This window comes from Paenibacillus glycanilyticus (assembly GCF_023715145.1).
Taxonomy (GTDB): domain Bacteria; phylum Bacillota; class Bacilli; order Paenibacillales; family Paenibacillaceae; genus Pristimantibacillus; species Pristimantibacillus glycanilyticus_A.
The window spans coordinates 128,649-154,218 of sequence record NZ_JAMBNP010000004.1; the positions used below are offsets into that span (position 1 = coordinate 128,649).

Below are 25,570 nucleotides of genomic sequence, written 5' to 3' on the forward strand. Positions count from 1 at the left end.
CTCCTTCACTACTCCGCGATCTGCCTATAGGAGCTCGGCGATACTCCCGTTACGCGTTTGAATGCTCTGCGGAACGAGTGCGAGCTGTTATAGCCGGCGCGGGATGAAATTTCATCAACTGTGTAACGGTTCTCGCGCAGCAGCGCAATGGCGTGCTCCATCCGTACCTGCTCCAAGTAATCGGACAAATTCGAGCCTGTCACTTCCTTGAATAGCTGAGAGATGTATTTTTCCGGCCGCTCCACCTCTTCCGCTACCCGGTACAGCGTTAGATCGGAGTCCGAGAAATGCTGGGAGATATAAGCTTTAATTGCCTCGATAATCCGCGTATGGCCGTCATTCTTGCGGCTCACGACGACGGAGCACATCGATTGTGCGATTTCCTCAATCTCATTCTGGAACGACCGCTTGTCGGCGGCTTGAATCGCAATGATCTGGTCCTTGAGCTGCTCGAACATGCCGGATTCCATAAATAGCTTCTGATCCAGCAGCTTCAGCAGCGTTCCCTTCAGCTCGCCGACGAGCTGCTGCCACATCTCTACCGACAGCTCGCGCTGCTCGGTATTAAGCGACAGCACGGAACGGACCAAGCGTCTGGCCTCTTCCGATTCGCCCGCGCGGATCGTGCCGATCAAGCGCAGCTCCATGTCGAGCGGATAATAATAGGTAGCGGTCTCGAGCCGGATTTCATCAAACCAGACGACCCCTTTGCGGTCGGCGTGCAAGGCGTGATCCATTGTCTGCTTCGCCTGTTCGTAGGAGACGTTGACCTCTGTTTCCGATTCAAACGAACCGCCGAGAGCGGCTGTGAAGGATATGCGGTATTCGTCAAACGCATGCCGCAGCAGCTGATCGAGCAGGCTTGCGATATCTTCGCGTTCCAGCGCGTTGCCGGTCTCCGCTTCCTTGGCCGCAAACACGATGACAATCCGATCAGAGCCCCAATCGGTGGTTAACGTAAAGCCGGCAATGTCGAGCAGCGCTTGCTTCAGAAGCAGCCTTGCGGCATGCAGCTCGTTTAACACCTCTACGCTGTCCATACCCGTATAGCCCTGGATATGCAAAATGCATACGTAGCCGGAGTGACCGTAAATCCCCGTGTTCGCCTGAGATGCTGCCGCAAAAATCTCTTCGCGGGATTGCAGTTCTCCGGAGAGAAGCCGTTTAAGGAAAGCGTCACGGATGAGCGGAAGCTGCCGGCGCAGCTCGGATTCCAGCTGATTGCTGCTTCGGATCATCTCCGCAATATTACCGTGCAGGAAGTCATACTCATTCCTTCCCGTCGTCTCGTCCTTGCCGAATTGTTCCTTGACGACGGACACGAGCTTATGAATCGGAACGCTGTTGCGGTAAGCAAGCAGCAACCCGACGAGCAGACCAACGGCAATGGCAATGCCGGTGAACGTCCAGGTCATGAACTTGATCTGGTTCGCATATTCGAGCAAGGCATGCCTCGGAATCCCGGAACGGTACACCCAGCCGTTCGTATCCGAGTGAATGGTAATGACGAGATCGTCATTGTAGAACTGGCTTGTTTTGCTCTCGTCGAAGCTTGTATCCTTGGCCAGCGCCTTCATGTCAGGTACGCCGCTGCCAAGCGATGCGATCGGCCTGCCGCTTGCGTCGCTGATCTGCGTCCAGCCGCCGTATTTGTCCGTGATCCCCGTTAAGAGATTCGTAATCGTATTCTCGTCAATCATAACAACGGCGACAGCCGGAGACGAACCGCTGAAGCTGTCCAAAGGGAAGGATTGCATATACGTCACGACCGAGGTCGTTGTTCCCTTGTTGTAGAATTTACGCAAAGGCATGATTTCGCTGCGATGCGTCTTGCCGAGAATAGACTGCTTCCATTCAGCTAGGGATTGATCCTCGTAACGGAAATTGTCGTAGAAATGCTCGGGCCTGACATAAGCGGAGCCCGGCGTAAGGATAACGTTGTAATTGCCCAGATAAATATAAAACTGCTGAAGAAAATCGTTGGTCTGTCCGAACGTCAATACGCTTCGCAGCATTTTCCATATGCCGTACACATTCGTTTGTTCCCCGTTATTCTTCTCGTTCATCAGAACGTTCAAATCCGGATTAATTGCCAGCTGCCTCGTGAAGCCCTCGACCTCCGCCATCCGTCTCTCAAGCAGCTCCTTGCTCTTCTGCAGCTGCATCACGCTATTCTCGATGGACAGCTTCTGCGTGACCGAAATGGAGGTACGATAAGAGATGAATCCGGCTATGCTGGGAATGATTAAAATAATGATGTACGACACCAGGAAGCTTCTGAATACGCTGGAATACTTTTTCATTCGCTCCCTCCCCTCTCTTTAATGATGGCAACGCTTTCAATCTCTCTGTTTCTATTATCGTATAAAATCCCTTTCTCCGCACTTTATTTCGTATAACGGACAAAGGAAAAGCAACCGAAGGATGGATTCCCCCAGTCGCTTATCGTCTTTCTATTGCTCCAAGCTCGCTTTTCTTGTGAATATCATAACATTGGAAATAGATATTCGTATTTGGATATACATCCATAAATTTGACGATTAATCCGGTAAAGGCAGAAGTCTGGACAGGCAATTCCCCATGAACAAGCTACCTCTTTTTATCAAATTTGTGTGAGATTAGTCCATAGCCAACACCGTATAAGAACCCCGAAGAAACAAAAAACGAGTTGAATAGCTGAGCTTCGGGAGAGAAAAGGCTGCCGTCTCCAGCTGAACTTATGATGAACATTGTGGGCAAGGCGAATAAGGCTGCACAGCAAATCGGATAACATCTGAGCTTACGCCTTCCCCTTTGGAAATTGCAGTCCTAACAATTGTAGCACCCCGTCAAGCCATGCTTATAAAAATAAAAGAGAGCAAAAACCGCGCGGCGGTCTGCTCCCTTTCCTAATCTTCATGATTGGAACTATATGCGATCAATTTCTTTATTAAACCAATGAATATAGCCGCAACGGTCACAAGTCAATGTATTCGCGGAACGATTAGCAAAATCAAGGTTAAGGAAGCTCATCAGCGATGTATTTAATAGTGCGTAACCGTGCTTGAATTGATTGTGATAACAATGAACGCAGGTAATAGCAATTCCATTGGTGCTGTACTGACCCGGTCCTTTTGCTTCTTTCAGGTTTTTGGCAAACAACTTAAAAAATCTCTTCGCTCCACTCGGCATCTCCCAAACTCCTATCTTCGACTTTTCCCCCTAAAAATAACGGTAATCGCAGTTTCATAAGGCTGGCGACTAGCGATTCATTTTCCGCCCTCTTATTTGAGAGCGGCTTTAATATGTTGATTCAGCGTTGACACATCGGCAAGTGATGCGGGTTGGTCCGACAAGCTGAAGCTTTGTTTCAGCTTCGCTATGCGATATACGCTGGCATCTATAACGGACTGCGGAATTTTGCCGCTTTTCGCCGCGGTTGTTAGAGCTTGAACCACGGATTGCTGCTGCTTCAAATCATGCCCGACAAGAATGATATCCGCACCGGCCAATACCGATTGTACCGATGCGGGACCTATTGCTTTAACCTTTCCTACGGCTCCCATCGTCATGTCGTCCGTGATGACAACCCCGTTGAATTTCAGCTCCCCTCTAAGAAGCTTCTGGATGACAGTGCGGGACATCGAAGCCGGCGTATTCGGATCAAGCTTAGTCATTAGGATGTGAGCGACCATTACCACGGGCGCGCCTTCTTTTATCGCCGATTGAAACGGCACAAATTCAATGGCTCGAAGCCGTTTGAGATCATGGTTTACTATGGGCAGCCCGAGATGAGAATCAACGGATGTATCGCCATGTCCGGGAAAATGTTTTACGACGGGTATAATCCCCTGCGACTTGATCCCAAGCATCTCCTGCACGCCCATGCTGCTTACTAATTTGGCTGTGGTACCGAAGGACCGGTCTCCTATGACCGGATTTTTGGGGTTCGTATTGATATCAAGCACCGGCGCGAAATCGGTATTTAGTCCAATTGCTTTTATCGCTTCGCCTAATGCAGCGCCTACATTGTAAGCATATTTGGGATCGTTTGTATGACCGACGGACTTACTGGCCGGAAACGCCGTTATTTCCTTCGGCAGACGAGAAACCCGTCCTCCCTCCTGGTCCGTGCTTAAGAGAAGCGGCAGCTTTCCGCCCGCGTCGCGATTGATCCGCTTAAGACTATTAACAAGCTTGCTTGTCTGGGACGCGGTCTTGATATTATCGCCGTACAAAATAATTCCGCCTACCCGGCTTTCCTTGATAAGCGAGCTGATGTCCGGCTGTACTTCTGTGCCGTCCATTCCTACCAACACCATTTGGCCAATCTTCTCGGTCAAGCTCATGGATGCAACGAGGTCGGCTGTCGGATCTTCTGCAGGCGACTCGTGGTCAATCTGCTGCGGAGCGCTTGATGAAGGGCTTTTTGTTGTTGTTGGAGCAGCCGGCTCTGACTGCTTAATGCTGCAGCCGCCAAGTACGAAGAGTAAAAGTGCCGTTGTGCATGCGATATAGAGTTGAAGGAATCTCATATTAACCTCCTATCATAGTAATGGATTGTGTCACGGGATTTAGGCAAACATGAGAGTATTATGTACCTTCCGGAAGCGAGCTTATACGTAGTTATTCTTCGTTGTCCTCATTACCATGTTCTATGCGGTAATGGCTTTATCCTCCCATAAGCTTACGATTAGCTTATTAATGAAAACAACCGTGCCCCGGCACGGTTGTTTGAACTTATATTTATGACTTCATAATCGTTAATTATCGGCTTTCGGTGTTAAGTGGATCGTTTCCTCCACTGGATAAAAGGCATGTACATCAACGTAAATAGGATAAGAGCAATGATTTCTTCCACTGCCAAATAATACGGGTACGGCCCCAACCAATCTAATAGGGACGCGCCTTCCGGCTTAAACCTAAGGAACATGTAGTTGGCATCCAGCCAATAATTCGTGCCACCTACAACGACTAGAAGTATGTTCAGAAATATCATCGTCATCCAGACGGACTTCCAAGTCGGACGGAAACGTTCGATCCATGTCATGTAGAGAGGGGCAAGAATAATCGCGATATGAACGATGAAGAAGTGAAAAAACCGGAAATGCGGAAACGGATAATCTAAATCCGGCGTTAACATCGCTTGCATCGCGCCGCCGATACCCGCGAAAAACACGATCTGATACAGCAGGCGGCTTCGCGTAAGCAGCATGATGATGGCAAGCAGCTGCGATATACTGCAGAGCTCAAGCGGAAGCGTGTATTGAACATCCCATAATTCTTGGACCGCATACCAGTAATACAGGACAATCTGAGGTATGAGTAGTCCTAAGAGTAGACTGTACCGGATAATTGCTTTTACGGGAGTATGGCTGCGAATTCCAGATCGAAAGAAATACAGCAGGAGCGCCAATAAGACCAAGCCGGCAATCATCGCTAGATGTGAAGCAGAGTATGGCATGAAACTTTCTTCCGCATGCCGGGTGAAAAACGAAGGCAATTCATTCCCTCCCTTCTGCAGCCATGTCTCCATGAGATAACTTCACAAAGTGCGTATCCTGCTTTGCACCAACCGAAACGGAAAATCCGATAGATTGATAAAATAAATCCGCATCCGGATTATCCGTTCTTAATACTAGAATCTGAAAGCTATCTTTGGCTTCCGCAATAACGGATTCCATCAGCATGCGTCCTATTCCGAATCGCCGAACACTGGGCAGAACGTAAAGCCGACGAACGCGACCAACTCTGCTATCACTTGAGTAAGGGTCTTGATTCAATCCGCAAATCCCTACAATTTCGCCGTGTTGGATTGCGATGAAGAGTGCTTCTCCTTCTTTGTCGAATCTATTGGTACCGGCTTCGTAATCGTTCGCCAGCCGTAGCACGTGACGAAATCCTTCGCCCGTACTTTCATCCACCAGACGCTTTAAATTCTCAACGATTAGAGGCGCAGCCTTCGTGATATGAAGCTCATTCAACGGAATCCCCCCTGTTTCTATATCGTGCATTCAGTCCCCTTAAATTCAATTAGACAACAATCGTAAGGTTCCTGCCACATGAATTAGAATGCGAAGCGACTTGAAGCATACTTTCCTTCCAAAGTATGCTTCTTCGGCGTTTGGGTATAGTATCAAGAAACCCAAAACATTTCCAGTGGTAGGTGACAAGATTGCCAAAGCCATCGAATGAAGGCGTCACTTCGCAAGTGAATCCTGCTCGGACGGTCAGTTCTTCCCTGAAAGACAACGAACAAACGCTGATATCCATATTTGAGCACTGCTCTGATATCGTCTTCCGCCGTGTAACCCTGCGCGATGACGCCAAGCTTCTATTGCTGTATGTCGACGGCATGATCGATAAAGATCTTGTCCAGAACACAATCCTTAAACCTTTGCTATATGAAGGAGTACCCCAAGGACTCGGGGTACTTAGCAGCCTGGCCCAAATGTGCGAAATGGAACTTGTTGCAGCATTGCAGACCCAGAAGGTATCCACATTCGAAGAAGCCGCAGACCTTATTCTAAAAGGAAATGTTGCGTTCCTGGCGGATGGTGAAGCTTCCGTCCTTCTGGCTGATGTCTCTCAGTACGAAACAAGGTCCATTGAAGAGCCTTCAACCGAAGCAGCCCTTCGCGGAACCCGCGAAAGCTTTACCGAGCTGCTGCGGACGAATACGACACTGCTACGGCGGATTATCGTGACGACGGATCTTAAGATGGAACCCTTTGAAATCGGCAAATTTACGAAAACCGAGGTTGTTCTCGCTTATATCAAAGGGATTGCAACTCCTGATCTGATTAATGAAGTAAGGACAAGAATCGCGGGAATCGATATACAAAGCGTTCTGGAATCCGGCTATATCGAGGAATATATCGAAGACAGCAGTTATTCGCCGTTTCCGCAAATGCAGAGTACCGAGCGGGCAGATGTTGTGGCCGCGGGACTGCTGGAAGGGAGAATAGCCGTTTTTGTTAACGGAACTCCAATCGTACTTGTCGTGCCCATGACGTTCTGGGACGGTCTTCAAGCACCGGATGATTACTATGAACGTTTCTTATACGTAACCATGAACCGGTGGATCCGTTATTTGTTCGCTCTTTTTTCCATTCTCTTTCCTTCCGTTTATATTGCGCTGACCACGTATCATCCCGAAATGATGCCCCCGAAACTCATGATGAGCATCACGGGCCTTAGGGAACAATCCCCTTTTCCGACGGTAATCGAGGTGTTTCTGATGGAATTCATGTTCGAAGGCTTAAGGGAAGCCGGGATTCGCCTTCCTCAGCAAATCGGTCCGCTCGTCAGTATTGTGGGAGCCTTGGTAATCGGACAAGCCGCCGTACAAGCGGGAATTATTTCGGCGCCTATCGTAATCGTCGTGTCGGCAGCAGGTATTTCGTCTTTCGTTATTCCGCGTTACCGGTTCGGTTACCCCTTAAGAATGCTGCGTTTCCCATTGCTGGTTTTGTCCGGATTGTTTGGTCTGTTTGGCGTGGCTCTTGGGTTGATTATGATCCTGACTCACCTGATTCAATTAAATCCGCTTGGAACGCCATATCTGGAGCCTATCGCACCGACGAAACAAAACAAGCTGAAGAATGTTTTTCTGAGAAGGCCCAGAAGACGTACAAGCTGACAATTACACCTGAATAGTAAGGCGGGATTAATTGTTGATGAATAAATCACTAATAACCGTTTGTTTGTTGCTCCTGTCTGCCGTGACTAGCGGCTGCTGGAACCTGAAGGAGACCAACCAGCTTGCGATTGTAATTGGCGGCGGACTTGACATTAACCAGGATGGACGGCTGGAAGTAAGCTCCCAGATTGCGATTCCTGCAGGCTTGGGAGGTCCGGATACCGGTCCGAACAAGAAACGAAGCTTTGTGGTCGTCAGCGCAACCGGCAAGGATTTCATGGATGCGGGTCAAAACATTCAGACGCAGCTCTCACGTACCTTGTTCTATGCGCATCGCCAAACGATCTTGATCGGCCAGCGCATGGCGGAGCAAGGCATGAATAAATATTTGGATATGGTCGTGCGCAATCCGAAATCGGAAATGAGATCCGTCATTTTTGTGGTTAAGGACGGTACCGCGAAGGATATCCTTGAAACGGAGCCCGTCTTTGATCCCTTAATAAGCACGGCTTTGGGCAGCGTTCAGATGGCCTTAGGCATGAAGCCCTTTTACTATAGGGAATTTCTTTGCGAATCGCGTCCAAAAGGCGGATCCGTCCTCCTGCCTGCCATCAGCATCCAAGCATCTGCCAAAAGGTTCAATTATGCTGGGGCAGCCGTATTGAACAAGGAGAATGCCCTTAAGCTTGTCGGATTTTTAAAGCCCGAGGAATCCTATTATGCGAATTGGATTAAGGGAAGACAAAGAGCGCTTATCGTATCAACCTCGGGAAAACAAAACAATGGCAGCATCAGCCTAAGAGCGCAAGGTCTCAAGAGTCATATCAAAGTGGTCAAGGACTCGAACGGCATGCGCTTGCATATCCAATTAAGCGGAACCGGAGACATCGTAGAGAACAATTCCTCGCTTGATCCTTCCCTTGCGAAGGATCTTCGAACTATTGAAAAGAACATGAGCAAGGAAGCCGAACAGGCTGTCGTTAAGCTGATCCAAAAAGCACAGAAGCAATACAAAGCCGAATTTTTCGGAATCGCGAGGCATGTTCACAACAAATATCCTCGGGAATGGAAATCTTTGCAGAAGGACTGGAACGAGACGTTCAGCAAGCTTCCCATTACGGTCGAGGTACATCTTCGGTACCAGGATCCGGGGCAAACCAATTCTTCAATATGACGGTCAGTAGGCATGCAGGAAAGGACGGAGGACATGAAAATAACGGGGTGGCAATTATTCTGGATCGTTACAACTGCGGAAGTGGTTATGGCTGTCTGGCTTCGTATCTCGCCTGCCGTGGAGATAGCCAAGCAAGATGCATGGCTGTCCATGCTTATCGCATGCCTGCTTGGCGGAGCCATCACTTATCTGGTCGTCAAAGTCGGGATGCAGCATCCCGGTCAGAGTCTGGCCCAATTCAGCCAAGAGCTTCTTGGGTCATGGCTTGGCAAAATAGTCCCTATCCCCTATTTTACCGCCTGGTTTATTTTATCCGGGGATGTTCTCCGTTCCTTTGCAGACTTTATTCATCTAGTCCTGCTGGACAAAACACCGGTTTGGGTGCTAATGGCCATGATATTGGGAGCCGCGATTTATTTATCGGGTACATGCGGAATTACGGGGATCGGCCGTTTTTGCGAAATCGTCGGACCTCTTACCATCATTACCCTGCTGGTCAGCTTTCTGCTTAATGCAACCAACGCGAGATGGATTGACCTGGTGCCGGTTTTTGGCGACGCAAGCGTGACGGAGATCGTGAAAGCCTCGTTTGCACCAACCTCATTTCTGGCAGAATCGTTTATGGTGCTGGTCCTGCTGTCGTTTGTGTCCAATCCCAAGAATATTATGAAGAAGTCGCTGGCAAGCGTCTGGTTAACCGGAATCTTGCTTGCCGTTTCAACGGTTATGGTGCTGCTGGTGTTTGGTCCTACGTTAGCTCAGGAGCTCAGATTCCCCTATTTCATGCTTGTTCGGTCCATTAACATTTTGAATTTCATTCAGAATCTGGATATTCTCGTCATCTTTATTTGGATATTTGGCGTGTTTGCGAAAATATCGCTGTATCTGTTCATAACGAGTTATGAATTGTCTCAGGTGCTTCGGACCAAGAGATGGAAACCCCTGATCTGGTTCAGCGCTCCGGTCATCTATATCATTGGCATGATTATCCCTAATGAATCCGCAATCATGACGCTGCAGAGATTGTGGGAATTTATCGTAATTCCCGTCTGCGCATTAGCTATTCCGGCAGCTTTGTGGATCATCACTTCCGCGAAAAGAAGACTGATCAAAGCAGAGTAATCCGGAGAGAACCCAATAACTCCAGTCTCTCCGGATTACTCTGCGAAATGATAGGCGCTTTACCCTAGATATTATTCAATCTTCGTATAGTTAATTAATTCTCATCGCCGGACCAGGAGGCAGTAAGCAGCTTCAGATGGCAAGGTCCCTTGGAGCCATCCGGGCAAGTCGTTCCGGCAGTTGTGTTCCCTAATGCTGTAGCGGGATATGACAGCATTACGGGAATTTGATTCCCGTAGTAATCCTTGTAGATCTGAGTAAACTCACCCTGCTCGGTCGATACTTGCGCGGATCGCATATCAAGCCCATCCATATTGGCGCCGGTACAGTCCGCGCCGCGCAAATCCGCTTCATAGAAGCTGGCGTCAGGGTTAGGCGGCTGCGTAGCCGGAGTCAGCTGCGCTTGCTTAAAGCTTGCGCCGACCAATACGGCGTCGCTGAAATCGCTGCCTGCCAGTTGAGCGTCGTCGAAGTCGGCTTGAATCAATATGGCTTTATTGAATTTGGCCAGATTCATCGTGGCGCCTTTTGCGCTGGCGATACCGTCCGGATCAAGACCGGCATAGGTCATGAACAATGAGCCTGAGAAGTCCACCCCATCGCAAAATGAACCTGTAAGATTCGTGTTGAAGAGGAACGCATCATCTACGACCGCCGCTTCATGCTTGACCGGATCACTTGGAGACGGGGCATTCTCGGATATCAGATAGGCGCTGTCAAGGTTAGCCATTGAGAGATTGGCACCGGTCAATTTGGCCCCTTTCAGCCGGGCATGCGCAAGCTTCGCTTTCTCCAGGTTGGCCTCCTGGAGCTGAATCTCATACATTCGGCTTCCGATAAAGGAAGCGCCTCGAAGATCTTTTTTGCTAAGATCCAATCCATCCGGCAGCAATGCATAATTCGCATTCAAGGCGGCAAAGGCTTCCGGAATATCCGTAATCGCTGCTTCGGACAGATCGAGATATGACCAGTCGCTGCCAAGCAGCTTAAAGGGTACGACCGCCTGGATAAAGGAAGTACGATCCTTCTCGGCTCTGGTGAAGTCCGGCGGATACTGGAAGGATACTTGCGTCAGGTTACAATGGTCAAACCGGGTATTGTGCATAATCGCACCGTCAAGCTTCGTGTTCACAAGGGATGCGCCGGTGAAGTCCGCTCCAGACAAGTCCGCTCCGCTTAGGTTTGCTCCGTCCAATATCGCGCCGCTCAGGTTCGCGTTCGTCAGATTAGACTTGGACAAATCGACACCCCTCAGATTGGCTTTAATCAGCTTGGCATGGGATAGCTGAGACGGTGAAGGCAGGATCTTTGTTAGATCGGTTCCGCTGAAATCGGCATACGCGAAATTGGCACCGTTCAGGGATAGACCGTCAAAATTGGCTTGCTGTAGATCGGCATTGACGAACTGTGCGTTATGAAAGGATTGCACCTTGGTGAAGGTTGCTCCTCTAAAGATAGCATTCGTAAGATCTGCATTATCTAGGTTCAGACCGGATAAATCTGCGCCGGACAGATCCAAGTCCCGCGCGGAGTTCGTAATAATCAAGATAGGCAACAGATTGCCGCCTACCTTGAATAACGACTCTTCCTTCATCTCTAAAGTGCCATTCCCATATCCCCAATTGACGGGATACCAGCCTCCCTGGACGGATTGAATATATTTCCCGGCGAAAGGCCCTGCTGCACATTGGAAAGATACCTGTCCATGGCCTCGATTAATAAGCCGAAACTTTTGTTCATCCCCTATATGGTCGGACGTAAAATTATGGTCGATATTATTCCACAACATCATCGCGTCATTATAATGACTGTTCCAATACCAGTTCGTTTCCGGATCCTGAAGAGCGATCAAGCTGCCGCCCAAGTTATAAATATTAAATTCATGACTACTTCCACCACCGATGCCAACGATGGCTAATCCGCCCGCATAACCTAATTCATGATAATAGCACCCTACATACCCGAGCGTGTCTGTGTTGAAGGTCCACTTTGTAATAGGATTCATTGGATTCCGTCCTTTCTTGGCGTGCTCGGGGTCCATTCGCTGACCGAAGGCTCCGTGCGCCCTTCTGGAGAGCTGATTTGTTGGAAATTCAAGGTATACAGATTGCGCCAGAGATCAACGGCCATCGACGCAGCGACCAATCCCTTCTGTGTAACTAAATGGCTTCCGGCAGGCGTGTAAATATCCAGGTAGTACTGATCTGCTTCATAACCGTTTCCATACTGGCTTAATACATAGATGTGTCCTTGAATTTCTACGCTCATGGCGAGATAATTCACATCCTGCGTTGCGTCGTGATTCACCAGATTGATCCAATACGGATACGCGGGATCGACAAAAGCGGCTACCGGATGGCCCCCGCGGCTGAATGCCTGGATACGCTGGTTGCCCTTCTCTAAGACATATACCGTCTGATTCGGAGCGATGGCAACGAGTTCCGGCTGCAGAAGAAGTCCCTCCCGCGTGCCTGGTCCTAGCGTAATCATTGCCCATGGCGCTTGGTCTTCCGATTGGCTGCTCGAAGGGATCTGCAAAATCTGCATGACGGGATATGCGGGATTGACAGCAATAACGTATCCATTCGAATGGTAGGCCATCGATGCCGGGTTCAGATTGAAACGTCCCCAGCTCTCTTTCTCGGTTAAGTTGAATTCCCGACTCGGACTATTCTGCGGAACCGAAGGGTCATTGACCGGCTTAATTCGCCGGAGATGGTACCCATTCTCGGAATCTCCGGTTGGGTCCAAGTAAAAATATTCGGCAGATCCGCTTTCCGTTCCCAACTGCGGATAAGCGAGCAGCGGGGCTTTATTATAGCCTTTGGGCGTATTCATCACGCCTGCGTTCGGATTCGGGCCATAGGAGATATTCTTGAAAGCGTACAGCTGCAGATTGTCTCCGTTGTCACCGTCGACCGGCGGGATATTCATGCCGGAAGCTTGCCAAGCATAGCCTAGCAGCCCCATATTAGAATTTAGCGTCAACCCGGCAAGATTCTCAAGCACATGTCCGCTCCCTCCTGTTCCGAGGTTTTCGGCGGTTTCTGATGGAGGTTCGGCTGTATGCTGCCACGAATATTGGCCATTCTGCTGGACCAGCAGCTGGCTATGCTGGTAGGTCATCTGTTCATTAAGCGGATACAGCATCTGTTTTACGTTCACGGAAGCAAGCAATTGTCCTTTGCCTGGCGTAAGCAAATTATCCAATTGTTCCGTTTTCCCCCCGCCGACAAGCCATCCTTCCTTGGAGTATACGGCAGCCAGAAAAGTAACTTTTCCTCCGACGGGAACATCCTTAAGCTCGAACGAGATACTGGCTACCTTCGAGTCTTGAATATCGCCTCTGTATGTACGAGTTGTATTGTCGCTATATTGCGCCGTTACGATATAATAGGCCGCGGTAGCCGCGAATTCGGGCTGCGCTCCGTCGTCTGCTGCCGCTAGCAGAGAGATTGTTGCATCCATCGTCACGGTCAATTCAAAATCAACCACTCGCGGAGAAGCTATAACTTCGCCAACGGTTTGAGCTAATTGAGCGACAGTTCCTTCAAGCGCCAAAGCTTTCAGTCCCCAGCCTACGACGGGAATAGCTTCTTCGACTTCCTCTGCCGACAAAATCGCAGCGAGCTCTGCTGCAAATTCGGACCCTGTGAGAAGCGTGGAGACAATCCTGTCCGCAAGCGAGGCGATCATGTTTTTTACATCGTTGCCGGTATTGCTAGAGTCGTTGATGATATCCTTGACGATTGTATAGATGGAATAAACCGTAGGAGCGATAAATTTGACTTTCTTGAAGAGCGTGTCGAACATCTTGCTGCTCTCGGTGCCAACCGTCAAAATCAAGGACACGGTCGGGATGACCAATTCCATCAGCGAAGTCGCCCCAATACCGATCCAAGCCGCGTTCGGATCCGCATCGGAATGCGAGTTGCCGTTGCCGAGACTTCCGATGGATAGACGGAGTTTGCCGATCGGATCAGCGGTTGGCAGCTGGAATGAGAACAAAGAAGAAGCTTCCGTGACAGGAATGCCGAGAAAAGTCCCCTCTGCGCTGACATTGCCTATGAACTTGAGCGACTTGGTTCCAAGCAGAAGCTGCTCCGCCTCGCCTAATGCATCCATCCATTCCTTCACTTCGAGAAGGTTTTCTCCGCGCAGCAACGCAAGTAAAGCATCGTCATTCATCTCAATGGGAGTGACGCCATCCCCCTTATAGAAAGTCGCGTAGACAGACATGTGCCGGATGAATGAATTGGTAACCTTCAGATCAAGCTCGAATGAATCGGTCAGCTTCTCAACCGCTACTGAAACGCCGTATTGAGGACCGCCATCCTTCAGATTATAATGATATCCGCTCTGACTAACTGCCGAGACAGCCGTATTCCCCTGATTCGTTGCAATGTGGCTGATTCCCGGCTGCACATTCCAACGGACGCCGCGCAAGGTAGCATCGCTGTAAATCTTGCTTTTGATGCTAGCCGAAGCACCTGCGGTAAGATTCAACAAGAAGGGGTGAAGCTCATAGGCGTAGAATGGCTTTCCTTCCTTATCCAGAACCGGCTGACCATTGTCATCCGTTATGACCGTTGGCGTATTCCAGCCGTCCTTCAGCTGCTCGATAATGAACACCATTTGGCTAAGCTCGTCGGAATTATCCATATGCTTCAATACGGTATCCGAGTGATCTGGCGTTAGCACGGTAATGCTTGGGTTGAGAAACAAGATGGATTTTGCCGTATCGGCCGCAGAAAACACCTTCCCGCTGGTGGATGTGGAGATGGCGGCTGCCTTAAGCGTGGGGATGCCTTGATGGTCAGGTGGACCAAAGACTCGAATGAACTGAACCTTGGAACTGTCGTGTGGTACGGAGACGCAATAATGCGTGGGATGAGAGTCTTTCGGCTCGGACAAAAAGCCGCTCTCGCTCAAAGAATCGAAATTATGTCTTACCAGTGGATACGATGTGCCGCCTGCTCTTAGAATTAGAGGCTCATCCTGTCCCGTTTCACCCAGAAATCGCAGATCATAATGCACATTGAGATTTCTGACTGTCGGCTCTCTCAGTAACATAAATTACCCCTTTCGATATTAGCTTTGCTGGTAACGTTATCCAGCTACCCGCATGCTCATTATAGTCAATGCCATGAACATATGAAATAAGTCTCTGGAACTACCGAATTCGCTTTGTTTATTTTCATAAAAATGTAAATTATAAGAAAAATAAAGAAGCCGCCGTATATATGCGGCTTCTGTTATATGGATATTATTGTATGCATAGAGGAAGCGTTACCCACAAACGCTCAAGGCTTTGTCCGTTCGTACTTCTTAAACGATGTTTCTTGCGGGGCCGGCACAAAAAGAAAACCGCAAGCGGCTCTCGCCGCTTGCGGTCCAAACAAACATCTATTTACTGAATCGGCGCCAGATTAGCCCCGCCGATCACGGAATAGGAGGAGCTGCCAGGCGTTTTCCAGCCAACCGCGACATGGTCGCCGCCGCCCTCTTCCTTATGAAGCACCTCGACGTAGTAACGCTGGCCGGCTGTCAGCGTGATTTGACCGGACTGTTGGCCCGAATTTTGCGTCCAGCTCAGTTCGTTCACCCAATCGACGACTTCTCCGATTTGTGCTTTGTTCGCCGGATTATCGTTCGTGCTGAGGTACAGCACGCTGTTGTTATCTCCCGCTATTGAGAATTGGTACGTGCCCGACACTGTAGGCACGATATAGCCGCGGATCCGCGTGCCGTAATTGTCGCCCCAGTTCGAAGGTGCCTGGAAGCTCGTCAGCGAGCTGGTGCCCGTCGGAGCTGTGCCTGTCGGAATGCTGGCAATTGTACTGCCCGTTATATTCGTCCAATACTCGCGCGTAATAGATCCTGTAGGCGTTGGACCGCTCGACGCGTTAGTCGTTACGCTTAGCGCGGAACTAGCCGCCGAAACATTGCCCGCCGCATCCTTCGCCTTCACCGTAAAGCTATATGCCGTGCTCGGAGACAGACCCGTTACGTTTAGCGTAGTTGCTCCTGTAGTCGTGCCGGCAAGAGTTGAACCGTTATACACCTCATATCCGGTTACGCCAACATTGTCGGTCGAAGCTGTCCAGGACAGGTTAACGCTGGTCGATGTCTTCGATGGCGAAGAAAGTCCGGTAGGAGCCGTAGGTGCCTGTGTATCCCCTGCTGCCGCATTAGTCGTTACGCTCAGCGCGGAGCTGGCCGCCGAAGCGTTGCCCGCCGCGTCCTTCGCCTTCACCGTAAAGCTGTACGCCGTGCTTGGGGAAAGCCCCGTTACGTTGAACGAAGTCGCTCCTGTAGTCGAACCGGCAAGCGTACCGCCATTGTAAATCTCGTAACCCGTCACGCCGACGTTATCCGTCGAAGGGCTCCAGGACAGGTTGACGCTGGTCGACGTTTTCGATGGCGAAGTAAGTCCTGCCGGAGCAGTCGGTGCTTGCGTATCTCCACCACCGCCGCCAACCGCCATGTTCACGTCGCAAGTTTTATATTGACCCGGCGCCGGATCGCCAAAAGTGTTGTTGCTGCACATAACTCCGTTCGTGTACGTGCCATAATTGTAAAGGCCAGCTGCGCCGTAACGAACTTCCTTTGTGCCCGTGAAGCTGCACTGGTTGTTCTCGCCAGCGCAAGGGACCCATACAGGCGTTGGGATCGAGCTTGTCGTGACGCTGATTGCGCTGCTCTGAGCCGATGTGTTGCCGGATGCGTCCTTTGCTCTCACGGTGAAGCTGTAAGCTGTATTCGAGGTCAAGCCGCTCACCGTAAACGAAGTTGTCGTCGAACCTACTGTCGAACCGGCAAGCACGCCGTCTTTGTAGACGTCATAACCGGCAATGCCGATATTGTCCGTAGAAGCAGACCAAGTCAGCGTAACGCTTGTATCGGTCTTCGATGGGGATGTCAAATTCGTTGGTGTCGTCGGAGCCGTCGTATCCGGCGGGCCAGCGATAACCGTAATCGTCTGCTCCTTCACGCTGGCACGGCCGCCGTTATCCCATACGCCGAGAATGACCTGGTACGTACCCGGCTTCTGGTACGTATACGTCGGGCTGGCTGTCGTAACCGGCAAGCCTTCGCCGAGATCCCACAGATTCTCGACAATCGTACCGTTATCCGTCGATGTGTTCGTAAACGTCACGGATTGGCCCAGTTGTACAGTCAGCGGAGCCGTGAAGTTCGCGACCGGCTTCGGATCGCTGAAGCCTCTGCTTGTAAGCTGCGTGTTTGTACCGTTGCCGCTGACCGTATTGTTGCTCCACTCCAGATGCGATGCGGAGGACGGATACTGGTCGATTGACGGACCGCCGTTATTTGTGATCGTGTTATTGATGAAGCTGAGGCGATCGGTTCCGCCGGCAGTCGTAATTTCGATCGCTTTGCGTCCGTTGTTTGTAATCGTGTTGCTGTCGAACGTAATATTTTGCGTATTGCCGTGAATGCGGATCGCGTTGCCGTCATAGCCCGGATAGGCTGCAGCCGGATGGCCGGAGGCTCCGTTTTTGATGGTGTTTTTGTAGAAATATTGGAACTGCTCCGTCTGTCCCGTACCCTCGCCTTGCAGCTGCATGCCCCACATGACCATGTTCTGGACGGTGTTATAGTTCCAGAGCTGGTATCCGGTACCCGGCGATTGCTGCATGCCGACCTGCTGGCCGCCGTCGACCATATTTCCGGATGTGACGCCGTGGTCGACCATCACTTCGAGGCCCATATTGCCTACGGTTGTGCTCGAACCTACATAGTTGTTGCGGACTGCGATATAAGCGGAACGCACCGTGCTGATCCAGTGGTCAACCGTATTGTTCTCGACCAGGGAATAGTCCACGTTGGTATGTAGCTCGATGCCAAGTCCCTCCATCTGCTGGCCGGTGCCGGTTACCGTGTTGCCCCGGACGATTGCGTAAGGGCTGTCGTCATTGACGAAGATGCCGCCGCGTCCCGTGTCCGCGACGTAGTTATTTTCGATCAGGGAATGATCCGAACCCCAGCCTACGCGCACGCCGCCGCCCCAATCCGAATTGACGCCAATGTTCGTAACCACGTTGTCTTTGATCGTCAGATTATCCGTGTTAATCCCGTATAACGCGAACGGGCCGAAGCCGGAGGACATGCCGAAATCTTTGACCTTGAGATTCAGCATTTTGTTGCCGCTGCCGTTCTCCGAGACAACCGCGGATTGCGGAACCGTGCTGTTATTTGCGTCAAGGGTCATCGAGGAAACTTCCGCGCCGGATAAGTTATAGAGCGAGAAGAATGTATTGGCTGTTGAAGAATTGTATTCGATAATCGTGTTGTCCCGGCTTTGGCCCGTAATTTTGACGCCGGACTTACCGCTAACCGCGCTTCCCAGATAATACGTACCGTTTGGAATAAATACCGTGTCGCCGCTGGCCGCCGCATTAACCGCCGCTTGGAAAGCTGCGCTGTCATCGCCCGTGTCGGTGCCGTTCGCGCCGTACGAGGTTACGTTCAAGGATGCCGCATAAGCAGGCATCGCAGGAATGACGGGCAGCAGCAGGGCTGTAGCGCATAAGATGCTTACGATTTTTTTGTTAGTCTTGGAAGTCCTTAATGACTTCACTAGTTTCATGAGTTCACTCTCGCTTTCTTCCTTGGAATAATGGATGACTTGCTATTCTGGCTTACCCGCATAGAAGTTCCTTTCCATGGCACTTGCCGGTATGGACCATGCCTCACCTCCTTTCAAAAATGAACAAGGAATCAAGGGCCGCCCCGGTAGGACACGGCCGCCTTGACCAGCCATATCGTTGAAATCGTTCGAAGAGTCTTTAGTTCGACACGTCTTTATTCTCCGCTTCCGTATACGATGCGGGCATTTCCCCAATCCGCATGATCCCAATCGGTGCCGTTGCCGCCGTTAGTCACGACCAGCTTCAGCACCTGCGCGCCGCCGATATCCAGATCAATCGATGCTGTCTCGGAATCCGCGGTCATGACGCCGCTGTCGTAAGCAAGCACGCCGTCCAGCCATACCTCGAAGCTGACCGCGCCATTGCCGTATGTTTCGTCATCTACCCCAACCACGGCGAGGAAACGGCTGTAAGCTCCGCCAACCGTATAGACGATTTCCGAGGCTGCGTGCGTCCCCAGTCCTTTGGCGTACTCAACGCCGTTAAGCGTGATCGGCCTGCCATCGGAGGATTTGTCGCGCATGATGCTGCCCCAGCCCGCCGATCCGCTGTCCCATGCATAATCGCTCAAATAGACGTCGGCTTCAGGCGCGGATTGAACGGCCGTTGCCGGATCACTGGCTTCTGAACGGTTGCCGGCGGCATCCTTTGCCTTCACCGTGAACGTATTCGGCGTTCCCGGCAGCAAGCCCGTTGCTTCATATGCCGTTCCGGATGTTGTGCCGATCAGAATGCCGCCGCGAAATACTTCATAGCCCGTAACTCCTTTATTGTCCGTCGATGCCGACCAGGTCAGGCTGGCAGTAGTAGCGCCGCTTACTGCAGCGGTCATACCGGCTGGCTTGCCTGGAGGCTCAGCATCCGGTGCTTCGGTCGCAACACGAAGAGACGCGCTTGGTGCAGAAACGTTGCCCGCGGCATCTTTCGCGCGAAGCGTAATGCCGTAAGTCGTCAGCGGCGACAGTCCTGTCACGAGGTACGACGTTTCACCCGGAGCGGTAGAGCCGGCAAGCGTTCCGTCCACGAACACATCGTAGCTGACCACCCCTACGTTATCCTCTGCTGGATTCCAGCTCAGCGCGATTGATTCATCGGTTTGCAGTGGCGAGACGAGACCGCTTGGAGCCGATGGTGCTTGCGTATCCGGTTTCCCTGGGCGCACGAGTACAAGTCGTTCCTTGAGGCTGGATCGTCCCTCGTTATCCCAGACGACCAGCGTCACCCGATAAGCGCCTAGCCTGTCGTACACGTAGGTTGGTTTTACGCTTGCGCTCGGCAATCCGGCGCCAAAGTCCCATAGCTGATGCGAGATCGAGCCGTTGTCCTTAGATTTGTTCACGAATGTGACCGGCTCTCCAACGCGCACAATGGCAGGCGCTTCGAAATCCGCCGTTGGCTTCGGATTGGAGAAGCCGCGCGATGACGGCTGCGCGTTGCTGCCGTTTCGGAGCACGGTATTCCCTTTCCACTCCAGGTGTCCGGCCGAAGCAGGGTAAGGATCGACGGCGACGCCTTTGTTGCCCGTAATGATGTTATTTGTGAAGCTCAGCCGGTCGACGCCCGCCGCTCCCGTGAATTCGATGCCTTTACGCCCGTTGCCGGCGATTAAGTTGCTGTCGAACGTCAGGTTTTGAGAGCTGCCGTGAATGCGCACGCCGTTCCCGTCATAACCCGGATAAGCCGCGGCGGGATTGCCCTCCTGCGTATTAATGAAGCTGTTCCTGTAGAAATATTGGAACTGCTCGATTTGCCCCGTGCCCTCTCCTTGCAGCTGCATTCCCCACATGACCATGTTTTTGACTACGTTGTAACCCCATAGCTGATAGCCCGTGCCCGGCGATTGCTGGATGCCGACCTGTTGTCCGCCGTCCACAATATTGTCTGTCGTTACCGCGTTGTCCGCCATCACCTCAAGGCCGATGCTGCCAACCCTGCCGTCGGCCGGCTTCACGATATTGTTACGAACCGCTACCGTATCGGAGCGAACCGCGCTGATCCAGAAATCCACTACGTTGTCTTCGATAATGGAATTATCCACGTTCGTGTGCAGCTCGATGGACAAGCCATGCTCCTTCAGCCCCGAGCCTGTAATTTTGTTGGAGCGAACGATGGCGCCTGGACTGTCGTCGTTGATAAGAATGCCGCCGCGGCCCGTATTCGAGATTACGTTGTTCTCGACAAGCACATCGGACGATCCCCAGCCTGCCCGAACGGCCGCACCCCAAATGGAAGCGATTCCAATATTGGCGACAATGTTATCCGAAATGCTGACGTGAGTTGAACCTACGACGTACAAAGCATGCGGGCCGAAGCCTTCCGTCGCTATAAAATTCTGCACTCTGAGATTTCTCATTTTGTTTTTGCTTCCGCCCTCGGAGACCACGGCCGACATCGCGATCTGGCTTCCGCTTGCATCCAGGGTTAAGTCCGATACCGAGGCGTTCGTTACATTATGCAAGTAAAACATGTATGTATCCGCTGCGGAAGTGAACTGAACGATCGTCTTATCCCGTTTCTCGCCTCTAATGGAAACATCCGATTTGCCCGTTACCGTGCCCGACAACTGATACGTGCCTTTTGGAATTAGAACGGTATCGCCTGCCGAAGCCGCATCAACTGCCGCTTGAATCGCCGCTCTGTCATCCAGCCCGTCTTGACCGTTCGCGCCGTAATCTGCCGCCGAGATCATATTTCCTCCGGCAGGCGGCGCCGCGGCCGCTGCTCCCGGCATTGGGTATGCCGCGCACAGCAAAACGAGCGATAGGAATAAGCCGGTCACCTTCCGTTTGGATTTCATCACCGTTATCTCTCCTTCGCGCTTGGAATGGGAGCGGATTGATCCTTCCCGTCTCCGCTCTTACATCGTGCACAATCCCGCGTTCCGGAGAAACTGTTCATTTTTCGAATAGCAGCACTACGAGGCTGTAATTCGCGTTAATTACTGTATTAATCGTTTTGTATAGACTATACAAAACGACTGTACAAAAACGAAAAGCCCGCAGGTTCACCCTGCAGACTTGCGTTTTTCGGTATTGGTTAGCCGTACTTTCATTCGAAGCCGTTGCAGCCGAGTTATTTCACGGCAATCGTCCCATGGTACATTAACATGCCGCAGCTGTATTTGTAGGTTCCGGGCGCTAATTCCTCTAAGGTGATGAGGTTATCCCCTTTGTTCAAATATTGATTAAAGTCCAGGTCTTTAGATTCAACGCTTGTTATGCAGTTAAAGCTATTTCGCTTAATAAAGTTAAGCTTGGTCGGAACTCCTGCCCGAAGCTCAATATTGGAAGGCTGGAAGCCATCATTGGTTATTTCTATATGAATGATTTGATAGCCGTCTTGCTGCGTGATTACGGAGCTTTCCGCTTTCGCTTCATTATGATTCGGGTTGTAGAAGAACGCAAAGAATAATCCGCAAATCAATAAAATTCCCGCAATCATCCATGTTGTGCTTGACTTAAATACAGTTGTCATCGTTTCCCCTCCATCGCCATCCCCGTTGTACGGTAATTTTGATTATACACTCAAATCGCTCTTGAGCCGGGATTGCCATGTGGATATTGTTTGAATGAATCGTGAAGATTTATGTACAACTCTAATTGAATAAGAGCCGCGAATATCGCGGCTCCCGTGGGATGAATAGTCAAAATCCGATTGATAATTCCTTAGATATCAAAATCTACTCCGGTCAATTGTTCGCTGACGGTCCAAAGCTTGGCGGCAGCTTCCGGATCAAACGCCCAAGGCGAGACTCCAGGTTGATTCGGCTGGCCTTCATTGCCTGGCTCAACCGGACGGGCAATATCAACATTTTCGCAATAAACGCCGCCTTTGCCGTTAAGCATGGGGCTTACCGCGCACCAGACGATGGTTGCAGCACCCTCCGGAATGGTCTTTTGCTCATCATTATAGGTGGTATAACCGCGCTGACCCTGCTCATCAATGGCACCCGCCGCCTGAAGTTCTTCCTCGGATAAATGCCTTGCCAAATCCGTTAAGATACTGCCGGGATGAACGGAAAAAGCTCGTACGCCATCGCTATATCCTCTCCGGTCCAATTCTACGGCAAACAAGGCGTTTGCGGTTTTGGCCTGCCCGTAAGCCAGCCACTTGCTGTAAGGCTTGCTATTGAAGAACAAATCGTCAAAGTCGATACCGCTAAATCGATGGCCTTTGGAGGATAAAGATACAACCCGCGCGCCTTGGGCAGCTTTTAATGCCGGCCACAGCCGGGCCATTAATTGGAAATGCCCCAGATGATTGACGGCAAATTGCTGCTCGTATCCTCTATGATCATACGCTTCTCCCGAAGCCATGACTCCTGCGCTGTTGATAAGAATATGGAGCGGCCGTCCGGAGCGGATAAACCGCTCGGCAAAGGCGTCAATCGATGCCGGATCCATCAAATCCAGCGTTTCCAGCTCGACCCCCGGGATGGAGGCTAGCGCGGCCTTTGCTTTCTCCGGCGTGCGAGCGGGTACGATAACCTGTGCACCGGCACCGGCTAATACCCGAGTGGTTTCAAGGCCAAGACCGGAGTAGCCGCCGGTTACGATTACAACTTTCCCTTCCAGATTGACGTCTCCGAGTGCTTCAACCGCGGTAGTCCGAGGACCAAAGCCGCTGTTGAGCAGCTCCTGCGGGGTGATAACGTAATTATTCGTGTTCATATTGATCTTCTCCCTTCGATAACTTGCCGTCTTTCACTTCTTGAAAATGCTCCAGCTTATATTTAATCAAATCCAGTGTGGCCGACCATTCCGCGATTTCGGCTTCTACCGACTGCCGATGCTCGTCCAGCAAGGAGTAACATTGTTCTTCGTCCTGTTCGTTGTAAGCATCAATATAATCCTGTACCTTCTTCAGGGGCATGCGCGTGTTCCTCAAATGGGTTACAAACACGATCTTGCCCAAATCTGCGCTGCTGTACTTACGCTGCCCGCTGTACCCGCGTTCCGGCGGCTTTATGAGCCCGATTTTCTCATAATACCGGAGGGTATCCGGCGATAGACCGGTCTGCTCGGCAATGTCGGCAATGTTATAGGTCCTGTCTTTATCCACACCGTACAATCGGCTTCCTCCTTTATTCTTGGCTTGTTTTTCTATTACACGATCAGCATACCCGTTGGAGTAAACTCCAAGTCAAATCCATAAAATGGAACATATAATAAGAGGCATCCGGTCAATTGACCGGATGCCTTCACGATGTTTGGAGCTTTATTCGGCCGAATCAGCCTCAACCACTGCTACAGCCCGAACCGGTGATCCGTCGCCGCAGGCGATCCGCAATGGAAATCCGTAAAACATAAAGTCCGTACCGGCGGGAAGCCGTTCCAATCCCTGCAGCTTCGTATACGTCACGATATCCATAGAGAGCAGCGCCCGCTCAAGATCATCTGACAACTCACCGCCAACGAACGGTGGCTGGAGCGAAGCGAGACGGTCTAACGCTTCCAATCCAACCGATTCGACGAAGAACAGTCCGCGGCCTTCCGGCCAAGCAGAATCATTCATCCGTACGACTCGCGATTTTCCGAAGAAACGCTCCAATGGAAGATCATCCAAAGTCGCGGCTCCGGAATGCATATGAGATGGCGCGTCTACATGGGTTCCGGTATGGCTGCCCATCGAAAGCTGCCGTAATTCCCAGGTATGGGTCTCGTATGTATGCGCGATCTTGACTTTGACCACCGGATCGCCGGGATATACCGGCATTCCATCGGCAATAGGTAACGATAAATCAATTACTTTCACTATGAGCGACTCCTTCCCGCATCCGATAAGGCAAGCTTTAGCTTCAATTTATCCTAAAGTTTCCCTATTAGCAATCGGATGTCGCGAATTTGCCCAACACAAACGGCAGCTGACTGGTTGTACAACTGCCGTTGCGTTTTTATCATGTGAAATATTCAATCTTTGCTTCCGGGAAATGATCGTGAATTTGTTGGTAAATAAATTCTTTAAGCGCGCTCGCCTGATCATCCGGATAGACGTATTTCCCTTGCCCCCAGCGTCCCCATTTGTATTTTCGTTTCTCTTCATCCATTTCCAGCTTGGACTTTGGATATCGCTGCTGGATAATGTTTTTAGCCGTCTTGGTATATCGATGCTGAATCAACTCGAACGTTAAATCGGATCTTGATTCTGGCGGCAACGCTTTTTTCAACTGACTTATGAGTTCGGAATAACCGTCTTCCCAGCCTTCATGCCAAATAATAGGAGCAATAATAAATCCAAGCGGATATCCTGCATGAGCAACCTTGCCGGCAGCCGTAATTCGTTCGTAGAAGCTCGAAGTGCCCGGTTCAAAGTTCTTAATAACGTACTCAGCGTTAATGCTGAAGCGAAACCGAGTATGCTTGTTATGCTTTGCATCCAGCAGCGGTTCAACATGATGGTATTTCGTCACAAACCGAAGCCGCCCCAGAGGCTGCCGCCCCATAAATTCAATATATTCCTTCAGCGAGCCGGAGATATGCTCAAGACCTACCGGATCAGAGGTACAGGCCGCTTCGAAGCGGGTAATCTCCGGGGCGCGTTCCTGGATATACTTCTCGGCTTGTTCCAAAATATCCCCGGTGTTCACGTAGACGCGGATATAGGGCTTGGCTCCAAGCGTCGTCTGGAGATAACAATAATGGCAATGCCCCATGCAACCGGTAGCGATGGGAATGGCATATTCCGCTGACGGCTTGGATTGGTCGAATTTTAACGTTTTGCGGATCCCAACAACAAGCGTCCTTTTGGCAATCCTGTATTTCTCGAGGTCACTCTCTCCCGGCAGGTTCGTTATTCGGTTATGAGAGGTCGTCATCCGAATCGGAAGCCCCTGCTCTTTCGCCCATTCGTGTATTCTTTGGCCTTTCGGATAGTTCAACGCGTCCGGTTCGAAATAGACGAGCTCGGGAACGAATACTTTGGTATCGCGTGCTGGTGGAGTCAATAATCCCGATGAGTTTGACAAAGCAGATCCCCTCCTGC

17 protein-coding genes are annotated in these 25,570 nt (G+C 50.9%); 3 read left to right on the forward strand and 14 right to left on the reverse strand.

Features of this window, described 5'->3' with window-relative positions; translation table 11 throughout:
* Positions 1–8: 8 nt before the first annotated feature.
* The 5 genes from M3194_RS12995 to M3194_RS13015 all read right to left on the reverse strand — a co-directional run bounded on the left by M3194_RS12995 (position 9) and on the right by M3194_RS13015 (position 5,963).
* The gene (locus M3194_RS12995; protein WP_251654478.1) at positions 9–2,303 is read right to left on the reverse strand and encodes a helix-turn-helix domain-containing protein; all 2,295 of its coding nucleotides are present in this window, start codon (positions 2,301–2,303) and stop codon (positions 9–11) included.
* Between the two features lie 604 nt (positions 2,304–2,907).
* Positions 2,908–3,171, reverse strand: a complete 264-nt coding sequence (locus tag M3194_RS13000; protein ID WP_251654480.1) for a hypothetical protein — start codon at positions 3,169–3,171, stop codon at positions 2,908–2,910.
* Between the two features lie 92 nt (positions 3,172–3,263).
* Complete coding sequence (gene nagZ, locus M3194_RS13005) at positions 3,264–4,514, reverse strand: beta-N-acetylhexosaminidase (protein ID WP_251654482.1); 1,251 nt, start codon at positions 4,512–4,514, stop codon at positions 3,264–3,266.
* Positions 4,515–4,762: 248 nt separating this feature from the next.
* Entirely contained in the window at positions 4,763–5,515 is a 753-nt protein-coding gene (locus M3194_RS13010; RefSeq protein ID WP_251654484.1) for a YwaF family protein, read from the reverse strand.
* Positions 5,484–5,963, reverse strand: coding sequence for a GNAT family N-acetyltransferase (locus M3194_RS13015; RefSeq protein ID WP_251654486.1), 480 nt, complete (start codon positions 5,961–5,963; stop codon positions 5,484–5,486). Before M3194_RS13015 ends, M3194_RS13010 begins: the two co-directional genes overlap by 32 nt.
* Before the next feature lie 191 nt (positions 5,964–6,154).
* Between M3194_RS13015 and M3194_RS13020 the strand changes: the two genes are divergently transcribed.
* The 3 genes from M3194_RS13020 to M3194_RS13030 are packed head-to-tail and all read left to right on the forward strand — an operon-like array spanning position 6,155 to position 9,917.
* Entirely contained in the window at positions 6,155–7,621 is a 1,467-nt protein-coding gene (locus M3194_RS13020) for a spore germination protein (RefSeq protein WP_251654488.1), read from the forward strand.
* A 37-nt stretch (positions 7,622–7,658) separates the two neighbouring features.
* Entirely contained in the window at positions 7,659–8,795 is a 1,137-nt protein-coding gene (locus M3194_RS13025) for a Ger(x)C family spore germination protein (RefSeq protein ID WP_251654490.1), read from the forward strand.
* Between the two features lie 33 nt (positions 8,796–8,828).
* A complete protein-coding gene (locus M3194_RS13030) occupies positions 8,829–9,917 on the forward strand; it encodes a GerAB/ArcD/ProY family transporter (RefSeq protein ID WP_251654492.1) in 1,089 nt (362 codons plus the stop codon).
* A 94-nt stretch (positions 9,918–10,011) separates the two neighbouring features.
* Here M3194_RS13030 and M3194_RS13035 read toward each other — a convergent pair whose 3' ends face one another.
* The 9 genes from M3194_RS13035 to splB all read right to left on the reverse strand — a co-directional run bounded on the left by M3194_RS13035 (position 10,012) and on the right by splB (position 25,553).
* The gene (locus tag M3194_RS13035) at positions 10,012–11,922 is read right to left on the reverse strand and encodes a pentapeptide repeat-containing protein (protein WP_251654494.1); all 1,911 of its coding nucleotides are present in this window, start codon (positions 11,920–11,922) and stop codon (positions 10,012–10,014) included.
* Positions 11,919–14,990, reverse strand: a complete 3,072-nt coding sequence (locus M3194_RS13040) for an NHL repeat-containing protein (protein WP_251654496.1) — start codon at positions 14,988–14,990, stop codon at positions 11,919–11,921. Before M3194_RS13040 ends, M3194_RS13035 begins: the two co-directional genes overlap by 4 nt.
* A 337-nt stretch (positions 14,991–15,327) precedes the next feature.
* Complete coding sequence (locus M3194_RS13045; protein WP_251654497.1) at positions 15,328–18,528, reverse strand: fibronectin type III domain-containing protein; 3,201 nt, start codon at positions 18,526–18,528, stop codon at positions 15,328–15,330.
* A gap of 215 nt (positions 18,529–18,743) precedes the next feature.
* The gene (locus M3194_RS13050; protein ID WP_251654897.1) at positions 18,744–21,386 is read right to left on the reverse strand and encodes an NPCBM/NEW2 domain-containing protein; all 2,643 of its coding nucleotides are present in this window, start codon (positions 21,384–21,386) and stop codon (positions 18,744–18,746) included.
* Between the two features lie 275 nt (positions 21,387–21,661).
* Positions 21,662–22,063, reverse strand: a complete 402-nt coding sequence (locus M3194_RS13055) for a cupredoxin domain-containing protein (RefSeq protein WP_251654499.1) — start codon at positions 22,061–22,063, stop codon at positions 21,662–21,664.
* 191 nt (positions 22,064–22,254) lie between these two features.
* Positions 22,255–23,259, reverse strand: a complete 1,005-nt coding sequence (locus tag M3194_RS13060) for an oxidoreductase (protein ID WP_251654501.1) — start codon at positions 23,257–23,259, stop codon at positions 22,255–22,257.
* Complete coding sequence (locus M3194_RS13065; protein ID WP_251654898.1) at positions 23,246–23,650, reverse strand: MerR family transcriptional regulator; 405 nt, start codon at positions 23,648–23,650, stop codon at positions 23,246–23,248. Before M3194_RS13065 ends, M3194_RS13060 begins: the two co-directional genes overlap by 14 nt.
* A 156-nt stretch (positions 23,651–23,806) precedes the next feature.
* Positions 23,807–24,343, reverse strand: coding sequence for a cyclase family protein (locus M3194_RS13070; RefSeq protein WP_251654503.1), 537 nt, complete (start codon positions 24,341–24,343; stop codon positions 23,807–23,809).
* A gap of 142 nt (positions 24,344–24,485) precedes the next feature.
* Entirely contained in the window at positions 24,486–25,553 is a 1,068-nt protein-coding gene (splB, locus tag M3194_RS13075; protein ID WP_251654505.1) for a spore photoproduct lyase, read from the reverse strand.
* Positions 25,554–25,570 lie beyond the last annotated feature (17 nt).